Source organism: Nocardia pseudovaccinii (assembly GCF_050942345.1).
GTDB lineage: Bacteria > Actinomycetota > Actinomycetes > Mycobacteriales > Mycobacteriaceae > Nocardia > Nocardia pseudovaccinii.
On sequence record NZ_CP192074.1, the window covers coordinates 3,952,079 to 3,963,793 of the forward strand.

General features: G+C 66.7%; 10 protein-coding genes. 3 read left to right on the plus strand and 7 right to left on the minus strand.

Features of this window, described 5'->3' with window-relative positions:
- Complete coding sequence (locus ACQPZ2_RS17825) at positions 1 to 771, plus strand: amidohydrolase family protein (RefSeq protein WP_433526555.1); 771 nt, start codon at positions 1 to 3, stop codon at positions 769 to 771.
- On the opposite strand, the gene pgl is transcribed toward ACQPZ2_RS17825, so the two are convergent.
- The 5 genes from pgl to tkt are packed head-to-tail and all read right to left on the minus strand — an operon-like array spanning position 768 to position 7,269.
- The gene (gene pgl / locus ACQPZ2_RS17830) at positions 768 to 1,529 is read right to left on the minus strand and encodes a 6-phosphogluconolactonase (RefSeq protein WP_433526556.1); all 762 of its coding nucleotides are present in this window, start codon (positions 1,527 to 1,529) and stop codon (positions 768 to 770) included. The two genes, ACQPZ2_RS17825 and pgl, sit on opposite strands and share 4 nt — an antisense overlap.
- Positions 1,522 to 2,430 (minus strand): glucose-6-phosphate dehydrogenase assembly protein OpcA, encoded by a 909-nt coding sequence (gene opcA, locus ACQPZ2_RS17835; RefSeq protein ID WP_433526557.1) that lies wholly within the window; start codon positions 2,428 to 2,430, stop codon positions 1,522 to 1,524. The genes pgl and opcA overlap by 8 nt, the downstream gene beginning before the upstream one ends.
- Entirely contained in the window at positions 2,427 to 3,986 is a 1,560-nt protein-coding gene (zwf, locus tag ACQPZ2_RS17840; RefSeq protein ID WP_433526558.1) for a glucose-6-phosphate dehydrogenase, read from the minus strand. The genes opcA and zwf overlap by 4 nt, the downstream gene beginning before the upstream one ends.
- Positions 3,987 to 3,990: 4 nt before the next feature.
- On the minus strand, positions 3,991 to 5,121 hold the full coding sequence (gene tal, locus ACQPZ2_RS17845; protein ID WP_433526559.1) for a transaldolase: 1,131 nt from the start codon (positions 5,119 to 5,121) through the stop codon (positions 3,991 to 3,993).
- 6 nt (positions 5,122 to 5,127) lie between these two features.
- Complete coding sequence (gene tkt / locus ACQPZ2_RS17850; RefSeq protein WP_433526560.1) at positions 5,128 to 7,269, minus strand: transketolase; 2,142 nt, start codon at positions 7,267 to 7,269, stop codon at positions 5,128 to 5,130.
- A gap of 306 nt (positions 7,270 to 7,575) precedes the next feature.
- Here tkt and ACQPZ2_RS17855 point away from each other — a divergent pair, with 306 nt between their 5' ends.
- A complete protein-coding gene (locus ACQPZ2_RS17855; RefSeq protein ID WP_327099879.1) occupies positions 7,576 to 8,565 on the plus strand; it encodes a heme o synthase in 990 nt (329 codons plus the stop codon).
- 1 nt (position 8,566) lies between these two features.
- Here ACQPZ2_RS17855 and ACQPZ2_RS17860 read toward each other — a convergent pair whose 3' ends face one another.
- The gene (locus ACQPZ2_RS17860; protein ID WP_433526561.1) at positions 8,567 to 9,988 is read right to left on the minus strand and encodes an FAD-dependent monooxygenase; all 1,422 of its coding nucleotides are present in this window, start codon (positions 9,986 to 9,988) and stop codon (positions 8,567 to 8,569) included.
- Positions 9,989 to 10,032: 44 nt separating this feature from the next.
- Positions 10,033 to 11,007 carry a zinc-binding dehydrogenase gene (locus tag ACQPZ2_RS17865; protein WP_433526562.1) on the minus strand — a complete coding sequence of 325 codons (975 nt, stop codon included), beginning with the start codon at positions 11,005 to 11,007 and terminating at the stop codon, positions 10,033 to 10,035.
- Positions 11,008 to 11,091: 84 nt separating this feature from the next.
- On the opposite strand from ACQPZ2_RS17865, the gene ACQPZ2_RS17870 reads away from it, so the two are divergent.
- The gene (locus tag ACQPZ2_RS17870; protein WP_433526563.1) at positions 11,092 to 11,694 is read left to right on the plus strand and encodes a TetR/AcrR family transcriptional regulator; all 603 of its coding nucleotides are present in this window, start codon (positions 11,092 to 11,094) and stop codon (positions 11,692 to 11,694) included.
- Positions 11,695 to 11,715 lie beyond the last annotated feature (21 nt).

Below are 11,715 nucleotides of genomic sequence, written 5' to 3' on the forward strand. Positions count from 1 at the left end.
ATGTTGATCATCGACGCACACAGCCACGTCCACGACCCACTCGCCGACCACATCGCGCTGCTGGACGAGGCAGGCGTGGACAAGACCATCCTGTTCATGACCCGACCGCATCCCGAACGAGCTGGCAACCTCACCGAACTACGCGAAGAGATGGACCTGCTGACGCAGGCGCTCACCGGCGGCGCCCTCGGCCGCGAAACGGCCCGGCGCGAACTCGATGCCGCAATCGCCGCCTACCCGGAGCGCTTCATCGGATTCGCCTCGGTACCGCTCGACACGCCCGATGCCGACGCGATCGTCGAACGTGACGTAGTCGGGCGCGGACTGCGCGGCATCGGCGAGTTGACCCCGCCGCCGGACCGAGCGGCCCTGATCGAGCCGGTACTCCGCGCCGCCACCGACCACGATGGACTTCCTGTCGTCGTGCACGGCGCCGCACCCACAACCGCCGCCGATCTGCGCACCCTGACCGACCTCGCGCGACGCTACCCACGAGTGCCGCTCGTGGTCTCCCAACTCGGCGGCGCGCACTGGATGGACGCGATCGAACTGGTTCGCGACACCCCGAACATGTACCTGGAACTGTCCACTGCCAGTATCGTTTTCGCGGTCCGTCTGGCCATAGCCGAAATTCCCGAGCGGACCCTCTTCGGCTCGGATGCCCCCTATGGCGACCTGGTCATCGCACGCATCACCGTCGAACGCGCCACCCGCTCACCAGACGTGCGTGAACTGGTCCTCGGCGCGACCGCGCAGCAGTTGCTGAGTTAGCTCGCGGCATCCGGCAAGGCCGCGGCGGCATCCCGATCCAACAGCCACGTAGTGGATTCCGACCCGACGGCACCCGCCGAGGGAATCTCCACCGGATCCGCACCGGCAACCGCCGCGGCAACGGCTTCAGCCTTGGCGGCACCACCGACGACCAGCACAACATGGCGACTGTGCCGCACCGCGGGCAGCGTCAGCGTGACCCGCACCGGTGGCGGCTTCGGCGAATCCGGTACCGCGACAACGAGTTCGTGCTGTTCGCGCACCGCATCGGTATGCGGGAACAGCGAATTCACATGCCCCTCGCCACCCATACCGAGCAGATGCAGATCGAAGGCCCCGTGCTCGGCCAGGTGCGCGTGCACTGCCGCCGCATACTCGGCTGCGGCCTCGACCGGATCCGGATACTCACCGTCGGAGGTGGCAACCGGATGCACCCGCGACGGATCAACCGGCACATGATCCAGTAGCGCCTGCCGCGCCTGCAGATCATTGCGCTCCGAATCGCCCGCGGGCACGAATCGTTCGTCACCCCAGAACACATCGAGCCGCGACCAGTCGATATCGCCGGGCGTCTTACGGACCAGTTCCAACAGTCCGATCCCGGCACCACCGCCGGTCAACACCACCGATGCCGAGCCACGTTCGGCCTGCGCCGCCACCACGACCGCGACGAATCGCGCGGCCGCGGCGGCGATCAAGGCATCGGTATCGTCGTGTACTTCGACGGTGCTCGCGGGAACGTTCGCGTGCTCACTCATAGGTCACCTTCTCGATTCCGGCGAGTGCCTCGGCATAGATCTCGTCGGCATCCAGCCGTCGCAGTTCCTCGGCGAGGCAGTCGCGAGTTTCTCGGCGCGCCAAGGCGATTCGCTGATCCGGATCACCGGTGCGGGTGAGTGTCGCGGTGCGCCCGGTCTGCGGCCGCTCGATCGCGATCGACACCGTTGGGCGATGCACCTCCACCCGCAACGCACCCGAGCGGCGACGCACGGGACAGTTGAGCCGGGCGGCCAGCCAGCCTGCGAGCATATCCAGCGCGGGTTCTTCGCGCAGTCCGGAGATGATCACCGAATCCACCGGCTCGAACGGCGGTTCGTCCATGGCGGCCGCCAACAGCGCTCGCCAGTAGGTGATGCGACTCCACGCCAGATCGGTATCGCCGGAGGCGTAGGTGCCGAGCCGCTTCTTGATCGTCGCCTGCGGATCGGCGGCGAAGGTGGCGTCGGTGATGCGGCGAGTCGCCAAGCGCCCCACCGAATCCTTGGACGGGAACTCCGGGGCACCACGCGGCCACCAAGCCACCACCGGGGTGTCCGGCAGCAGGAACGGGATGACAACGCTGCTCTCGTGGTTGATCAGATCCCCCTGCAGCCGCAGCACTATCACCTCGGCCGCTCCGGCATCACCGCCGACGCGGATCTGAGCATCCAACCGGGTCTCGGCCTCGCGATCCCCGCGCGCCAAAACGACCACACGGCAGGGATGTTCGCGGCTGGCGTCATTGGCGGCGTCGATGGCGTCCTCGGCCTCGGAACTGTCCAACGTGCACACGACCAGGGTCAGCACCCGGCCCATGGTGATCACGCCATTGCTCTCCCGAAGGCGCACCAGGCGTTTGGTGACCTCGGCGGTGGTGGTCTGCGGCATATCGACGATCATGGCCGCCGCCATTCGCGCCCGGTGCGGGCCAGCATCTCATCGGCCGAGGCCGGACCCCAGGTCCCCGCCTCGTACTGTTCGGGTTTACCGTCGGCGGCCCAGTGCTCGAGCACCGGATCCAGGATGCGCCATGACAATTCGACCTCCGCGTTCACCGGGAACAGGGACGGCACCCCGAGCAGCACATCGAGGATCAGGCGTTCATAGGCCTCAGGGGAGGACTCGGTGAACGCCTCGCCGTAGCTGAAATCCATATTGACGTCGCGCACTTCCATGCTCGACCCCGGCACCTTCGAACCGAATCGGGTGGTGATGCCCTCATCGGGCTGCACCCGGATGACCAGTGCGTTCTGCCCGAGGTCCTCGGTCATGGTCTGGTCGAACGGCAGATGCGGGGCCCGCTTGAACACCACCGCGATCTCGGTCACCCTGCGGCCCAGGCGTTTTCCGGTGCGCAGGTAGAACGGCACACCCGCCCAGCGCCGGGTGTCGATCTCGAGAGTGATCGCCGCGTAGGTCTCGGTGCGCGATTGCGGGTCGAAACCCTCCTCGTCGAGCAGTCCGACCACATGCTCGCCGCCCTGCCAGCCTTCCGCGTACTGTCCGCGCGCGGTGGTTTCATCGAGGGGCTCGACGAGTTTGGTCGCCGAGAGCACCTTGATCTTCTCCGCCTGCAGCTGCTTGGGCTCGAAGCTGATCGGCTCCTCCATGGCGGTCAGCGCGAGCAACTGCAGCAGGTGGTTCTGGATGACATCGCGGGCAGCGCCGATACCATCGTAATAGCCTGCGCGCCCGCCCAATCCGATGTCCTCGGCCATGGTGATCTGCACATGGTCGACGTAATTGGCATTCCAGATCGGTTCGTAGAGCTGGTTGGCGAAGCGCAGCGCCAGGATGTTCTGCACCGTCTCCTTGCCGAGATAGTGATCGATGCGGAATACCGTCTCCTCCGGGAACACCCGGTTGACCAGCGCGTTGAGTTCGACCGCGCTGTCCAGATCGTGGCCGAACGGCTTCTCGATCACCACCCGGCGCCACGGCTTGCGGCCCTCGCCCTCGGATTTCGTCGGCTGGGCCAGTTTGTGCTCGGAGAGCTGATCGAGCACCACCGGGAACATATTCGGCGGAATCGACAGGTAGAAGGCGTGATTGCCGCCGGTGCCGCGGTCCTTGTCCAGCTTCGCCAGGACGTCGGCGAGTTTGGCGAAGGCGGAATCGTCGTCGAAGGAGCCCTGCACGAAGCGGATGCCCTCGGCCAGGTGGTCCCAGACCTCTTGCCGAAAGGGTGTGCGTGCGTGGGCTTTTACCGCCTCGAGCACGACGTTCGCGAAGTCCTCGTCCGCGTAGTCCCGGCGGGCGAAGCCGACCAGCGCGAAGCCCGGGGGCAGCAGCCCCCGGTTCGACAGATCGTAGATGGCCGGCATCAGTTTCTTCCGGGACAGATCGCCGGTGACGCCGAAGATCACCATGCTGCATGGCCCCGCGATGCGGGGGACCCGCTTGTCCCGCTCGTCGCGGAGCGGGTTCTTCCAGGTATTCGTCTGAGTGCCGGCCATCGGGTCAGTTTTCCCCGGACTTGGCCAGTTCGCCTGCCGTGGCGGAAAGCAGCTCCTCCCACGACTTCTCGAACTTCTCCACACCCTCGCGCTCGAGCACGTCGAACACGTCGTCGAGGTCGATGCCGACCGCGGTGAGTTTGTCGAAGACCTCCTGCGCGGCCGCGGCGGTACCGCTGATGGCGTCGCCGTGGATCTCGCCGTGATCGGCGACGGCCTCGAGGGTTTTCTCCGGCAGCGTGTTCACCGTGTTCGGTGCGACGAGTTCGGTGACATACAGCGTGTCCGAGTACTCCGGATTCTTCACACCCGTCGAAGCCCACAGCGGCCGTTGCCGATTCGCGCCGGAGGCGGCCAGATGCGCGTAGGTCGAGGTGTGCGCTCCACCGTCGAAGACATCCTGGTATTCGGCGTAGGCCAGGCGGGCGTTGGCGACACCGGCCTGTCCGCGCAGTGTCAGCGCTTCCGGTGTACCGATGGCCTCGAGTCGCTTATCGATCTCGGTGTCCACGCGGGAGACGAAGAACGAAGCGACCGAATGGATCTTGGCCAGGTCGTGGCTGGTGGCCTTGGCTCCGCGCAGACCATCGAGGTAGGCGCCCATCACCTGGCGGTAGCGTTTGACCGAGAAGATCAGGGTCACGTTGACGCTGATGCCCTCCGCGATCACCCGGGTAATCGCGGGCAGGCCCGCCTCGGTGGCCGGAATCTTGATGAACAGGTTGGGCCGGTCCACCGTCTTCCACAGGTCGATGGCTTGTGCGACCGTCTGCTCGGCGTCGAAGGCCAGGCGCGGGTCGACCTCGATGGAGACTCGGCCGTCGACACCGTTGCTGGCCTCGTAGACCCCGGCCAGCACGTCGCAGGCCGCACGCACGTCGTCGGTGGTGATGGTCCGGATCGCGGAATCCACATCCGCGCCCTGGGCGGCAAGCTCTTTCACCTGGCCGTCGTAGGCGTGGCCCTGGCTCAGGGCGCCCTGGAAGATGGTCGGATTGGTGGTGACGCCGACGACGCTGCGGGTTTCGATGAGCTCGGCCAGGTTCCCGGACTGGATCCGGTCCCGCGACAGATCATCGAGCCACACCGAGACGCCCGCGGCGGAGAGGGCGGCGAGGTTTTCGTTCTGTGCCATGAGCTCTTATCCCTTCACATTTTCCAGGGTGCGCTGCGCGGCAGCGACTACGGCTTCCGCGGTGATACCGAACTCGCGGAACAGGGTCTTGAAATCGGCCGAGGCACCGAAGTGCTCGATCGAAACGATCTCGCCCGAGTCACCGGTGAACCGGTACCACGGCATCGCGATACCGGCCTCGACGGCCACGCGAGCGGCGACCGCCGGCGGCAGCACCTCGTCCCGATATGCCTTGTCCTGCGCGTCGAACCACTCCACACACGGCATCGAGACCACGCGGGTGCCGATGCCCTGCGCCTCCAGCGTAGTGCGGGCGGCGACCGCGAGTTGGAGCTCGGATCCGGTCGCGATCAGGATTACCTGTGGGGTGCCGGTGGACGCCTCGGCCAGCACGTAGCCGCCCTTCTTGACGCCCTCGTAGCTGGTGCCCTCGACGATCGGCAGATCCTGGCGGGTCAGCGCGAGGGCGGACGGCCCGTCCTGGTGGGCCGGTTCGGAGACCGAGAAGTGCGAGGTGTGCTCGCTGCTGTCGCGCTCGAGGATGGTGCGCCAGGCGTAGGTGGTCTCGTTGGCGTCGCCGGGGCGGACCACGTTCAGACCCGGAATCGCGCGCAGCGCGGCCAGATGTTCGATCGGCTGATGCGTCGGGCCGTCTTCACCGAGGCCGATGGAGTCGTGCGTCCACACGTAGATCGCGGGCACCCGCATCAGTGCGGCCAGGCGCACGGCCGGGCGCATGTAGTCGGAGAAGACCAGGAACGTGCCGCCGTACGGACGGGTCGGTCCGTGCAGGGCGATGCCGTTCAGGATCGCGCCCATGGCGTGCTCGCGCACACCGAAGTGCAGGGTGCGGCCGTACGGGTTGGCCTTCCACATGCCGGTCGAGATCGACTCCGGGCCGAAGCTCGGCGCGTCGGGCATGGTGGTGTTGTTGGATTCGGCGAGGTCGGCCGAACCGCCCCACAGCTCCGGCAGCACCGGCGCCAGCGCTGCGAGCACCTTGCCCGACGCCTTGCGGGTGGCCATACCCTTCGGATCCGCCTCGTAGGTCGGCAGATTCGCGGCCCAGCCTGCGGGCAGCTCACGCTTGGCGAGCCGATCGAACAGCGCCTTGTTCTGCGGGTTCGCGGCGGCCCACGCGTCGAACTGCTGCTGCCAGGCCGCATGCGCCTGCTGACCGCGCTCGACGACCTTGCGGGTGTGCGCGATGACGTCGTCGTCGACCTGGAAGTTCTTGTCCGGGTCGAAGCCGAGGATCTTCTTGGTGGCCGCCACTTCGTCGGCCCCGAGTGCGGCGCCGTGCGCGGCGCCGGTGTTCATCTTGTTCGGCGCGGGGAACCCGATGATGGTGCGCAGCACGATGATCGACGGCTTACCGGTCTCCGCCTTGGCCGCGGCCAGCGCCGCCTCGATGGCGACGACGTCCTCGCCGCCCTCGACCACCTGCACGTGCCAGCCGTAGGCCGCGTAGCGCTCGGCGACATCCTCGGTGAAGGCGATGGTGGTGTCGTCCTCGATGGAGATCTTGTTGTCGTCGTAGATCACGACCAGGTTGCCCAGCTGCTGGGTGCCCGCGAGTGAGGAGGCCTCGGAGGTGACGCCCTCCTCCATATCACCGTCGGAGGCGATGACGTAGATGAAGTGGTCGAACGGGCTGGTGCCCGGTGCGGCGTCCGGGTCGAACAGACCGCGCTCGCGCCGTGCCGCCATCGTCATACCGACCGCGGAGGCCAGCCCCTGACCCAGCGGGCCGGTGGTGATCTCGACGCCGTCGGTGTGGCGGAATTCAGGGTGGCCCGGGGTGAGCGAGCCCCACTTGCGCAGGTGCTCGAGATCGTTCAGCTCCAGACCGTATCCGGCCAGGTAGAGCTGGATGTACTGGGTAATGCTGGAGTGACCGCAGGACAATACGAAGCGGTCCCGGCCGACCCAGCTCGGATCGCTCGGGTCCAGGCGCATGGTGCGCTGGTAGAGCGTGTAGGCCAGCGGTGCGAGGCTCATCGCGGTGCCGGGGTGCCCGTTCCCGGCGTTCTGCACCGAATCGGCGGCTAGAACCCGAACGGTGTCGACGGCCTTGGTGTCCAGATCCGTCCAGTCGTCCGGGTGATGCGGCTGAGTGAGGGCGCGGATGTCGTCTGTCACTGACACGACCGAGGTTCTCCTGACATTGTTTCGTCGACGGTGGCGGAGGGGTGCGCGCACGGCAGCTGTGGAATGCGAACCGGGTTTACCCCAACCACCCTAGATGTGCCCGATGACCGGCATGTGAGGAACCCGGCTTAGTTCGGGTGTCGAATCGCTCCGACAGTGTGCCGGAGCGAGGGGCTATGGAAAGAAGGCTGTGCGGCTGGGTCTACCATCGTGTGTAGTAGTTGCCGCCTCACACCAGCTCGAGCAGGGGAGCGCGGCGGCGGTTTCATGCCGGATGCGATGCACAGCGTGCGAGGAGAGACAGTGCGGATTGGGCAACAGCCGGGTGGCAATGGTGCACACGGCTCCTCCGCGACGGCGCTGGCCGACCGGTTGACCGGCGACGGCCTGCTGTCCCGGCTACTGCGGCGACCCCTCGCCTATATCGCGTTGACCAAGCCGCGCGTCATCGAGCTGTTGCTGGTCGCGACCATTCCGACGATGCTGCTGGCCGATCGCGGCCACGTCGACATCCGGCTGATCCTGGTCACGCTGTTCGGCGGTTGGATGGGCGCGGCGAGTGCCAATACGCTCAACTGTGTCGCCGACGCCGATATCGACAAGGTGATGAAGCGGACCGCGAAGCGGCCGCTGGCAAGGGAGGCCGTGCCGACATCGCACGCCTTCGTCTTCGGCGTCACGCTCGGCATCGGCTCCTTCGCCTGGCTGTGGTGGCAGGCGAATCTGCTCAGCGGCCTGCTGGTCGTCGCGACGATCCTGTTCTACGTCTTCGTGTACACCCTCGGCCTCAAGCGCCGCACCTCGCAGAATGTGGTGTGGGGCGGCGCGGCCGGATGTATGCCAGCGCTGGTCGGCTGGTCGGCGGCGACCGGAAATATCGGCTGGCCCGCGATCGCGCTGTTCGGTGTCATCTTCTTCTGGACGCCGCCGCACACCTGGGCTTTGGCCATGCGCTACAAGGAGGACTACCGCGCGGCCGGCGTGCCGATGCTGCCGGTCGTGGCGACCGAGCAGGCCGTCACCAAGCAGATCGTCATCTACACCTGGCTCACCGTGCTCACCACCCTCGCGCTGGTACCCGCGACCGGTGTGGTCTACGCGGCCGTCGCCCTGGTGGCCGGAGCGTGGTTCCTGCTCATGGCGCACCAGCTGTATTCCGGTGTGCGGCGCGGTGAATCGGTGAAGCCGCTGCGACTGTTCCTGCAGTCCAACAACTATCTGGCCGTGGTGTTCTGTGGTCTGGCGGTGGATTCGGTGCTCGGATGGGACACGATCGGCAGCTTCTTCGGCTAGGTCAGCCGATGTATCCGTCGGGCCGGACTCGTACGGCGGTGCCGTCGACCGCGGCATAGGCGGTGAAGGCGTGACCGGCGACATCCACGACGTACCGTCCGGTCGCCTTGTCGCCGGGGCGGATCACCGTGTACATCTCGACGCCGGGTTGGGGCGGTAGGTCCGTTTCGCCGAATGACAGCAGCGTCGCATGCGGTCCGCGGAACAGGTCGAACAGTCGAATCGGCCGCCCCTCGACATCTTTGACCGGTGCGTCAGGTGCGCGATCACCGGCGACCAGCACGCCGTGGTCGGCGGGATCTCGGTAGCTGATATCCAGTTGACGGGTCTCCTCGCCGCGCTGCATGGCGTCCTCGGCACCGCCGACCAGCTTGTCCAACAGTTCGGTACTGATCCCGAGCACCCGTGCGGCAACTGTGCGGCGTTCGGATTCGTAACTGTCGAGCAGTGATTCGTCGCCCGCGACGGCGGCGGCGAGCTTCCAGCCGAGGTTGTAGGCATCCTGGATACCGGTGTTCATGCCCTGTCCGCCGGTGGGCGGATGCACATGCGCGGCGTCGCCGGCGAGGAATACCCGACCCTCCCGGAATCGTTGCGCCAGACGGATATTCGGCCGCCACACCGTCGCCCAGGTGAGATCGGTCAGGACGATATCCAGATTTCCGGCATAGCGGTCGACGAACTCCTGCAGCACCTCGAGGGTGGGCTCGGCGTCGGACTCCAATGGCGCACCGAACTGGAACTGGCTGCCACCGGGCAACGGGGACAACATGATTCCCTCCATCGGCCGACCGGCTGCGGCGAACCAATAGCCGTAGTCGTGATCGAGCGCCTCGGCACCGACATCGCCCAGCAGCATCCGGATCGAGTCGTCGGTGGTGCCTTCGAACGGAATGCCGAGCGTCTTGCGGACGGTGCTTTTTCCGCCGTCCGCGCCGACCAGATAGGCACGCAACGTCTCGACGACGCCGTCGTGCGCCAATTCGACGCTGACGCCCGTCGTCTCGTCCTGTTCGAAGGTGGTCAGCGCCGTGGCGAGTTCGACCCGGACGCCGAATTCCGCGAGCCGGTCACGCAGGATCGCCTCGGTCCGCGACTGCCCGAGCACCCAGAGGTTGGGGTAGGGGACCGCGGGCGTCGGCTCGACCGGTTCGGCCATCCGATGTTCGCCCGCGAATTCACCGCCGAAGTACGCGCGGATCGTCGGTGACGGTGATCCGGCCCGGCGGACCGCATCCAGCACACCGAGGTCGTCGAAAACCTCGAGCGTGCGCGGCTGGATACCGTCGCCGCGCGATCCGGCGAAGAATTCGGCGGCCCGGTCGATGACGCGCACCGGGATATTGCGGCGGGCCAGGTCGATGGCGAGGGTGAGGCCGGTGGGTCCGGCACCCGCGATGAGTACTTGCGTTCGGTCGTGCACGATATCTCCGTACCGAATTGCGTTGGTTGGTTACCGTCGATGGATCAATCCGGGACCACGACTACCCGGGTGGCGCCGAATTGCGCGGTGGCCCAAGCGTCTTCGATCTTCGAGAGCGGGAACTCCTGCACGGCGGTGTCCAACCGGCCATCGGTGAGCAACTGCATGTATTCGGGGATCGCGGCCAGGATCGACTGCACCGACGCGGACCCGGCCCCGCTTCCGGAGATCGTGATGCGACGGCTGCGCAACAGCGCCGCCGGAACGGCCGCTTCGGCACCTGCCGTGGCGCCGATCTGGATGTATGCGATATCCGCGTCGTCCTCGGTCAGGCCATGGCGTCCGAGCGCCGCGAAGGCGGCCTCGGCTGGTGCGCCCCACACATAGTCGAGCACGAGGCTCGGCGCCACGGCGCCGATCGCCTCGGCCAGTGCCGACGCGGTGGCGTCCCTGTCGTCCTGCAGTGTGACCGTGGTCGCGCCGTATCCCGCCGCCCGCTCGAGTGCCGACGGATTGCGTCCAGCGGCTATCACCCGGTCCGCGCCGAGCACGAAGGCGTTCTGCACGGCCAGCAGGCCCGCGGCCCCGGTGGCGCCGAGGATCAGCACGGTGCCGAGCTTCTGGTTGGGCAGTGCGTCGCGGCGCTCGCGCAGGACCAGCCACGAGGACAATCCGGGGTTGAGCCCACCGGCGATCCGCGCGGGATCGGCGCCGGTCGGGAGCGGAATCCGCATCCGCGCGGGCACCGCCATACGTTCGGCCAGCGTGCCGTATGGAGCCTGCGGGAAACCGGTGTAGACGAGCGCGCCGTCGGCGGTGCGCGCCACCGCGTCGATGCCTGGGATCAGGGGGTAGGCGTCGGTGCTGCCGTAGTGCGTACCGGCCGCCAGCGATCGAACGATCGGATGGATGCCCGCCGCCACCAGCTCGACCAGCTCTCGGCCTTCGGTCACCTCCGGCTCGTCGAAGTCGGCATACACAGGACTCTCGCCGGCGCTGCGCAGGACTGCTGCTTTCATGATGCCCACCTATCTGAATTGAAATTCACTGAATCTGAATTCAGTATGGAGATTGATAGGTTTCGTGTCAAGGAGGTGGTGCGAGTGACATCGAGTCGCCGGGAGAAGTCCGCAGAGACCGAACAGGCACTGAAGGATGCGGCGCGGCGGGTATTCGCCGAACGCGGCTACTTGAACACCAAGATCACCGACATCACCGCGGCCGCCGGGCGCGCGGCCGGGTCGTTCTACAACCACTTCGCGAGCAAGGAGGAGCTGCTCCAGGCGCTGCTGAACGATCTGGCGAGCGCGGGCGACGAGCGCGCGGAGCAGCCCGAACACAAATCCGATTTCAGTGATCCGGAGGCGGTGCGGTATCACATCGCCGGGTACTGGTCCTTCTCGCGGGAACATGGGGCGGTGATGCGCGCGATTGCTCAGGCGGCGATCGTCAGCGAGGATTTCGCCCGGGTGCTCGGACAGTTCGGGGTCGAACAGCGCGCGGATATCGCCGATCACCTGGATGGCCTGGCCGACAAGGGATTACGGCTGCCGAGCAGCGTCGATGCCAGTCTGGCGATGATGTTCCAGGTCACCCAGGGGATGTTGGCCGCGGTCGAGGACGGTTCCGTCAACTTGACGGATGAACAGGCGATCGAGGGTTTGACGCGGTTTATTTACCGTGGTCTGACCGGGCAGGACTACTGATCCGGCGGATATGGTTGCCGG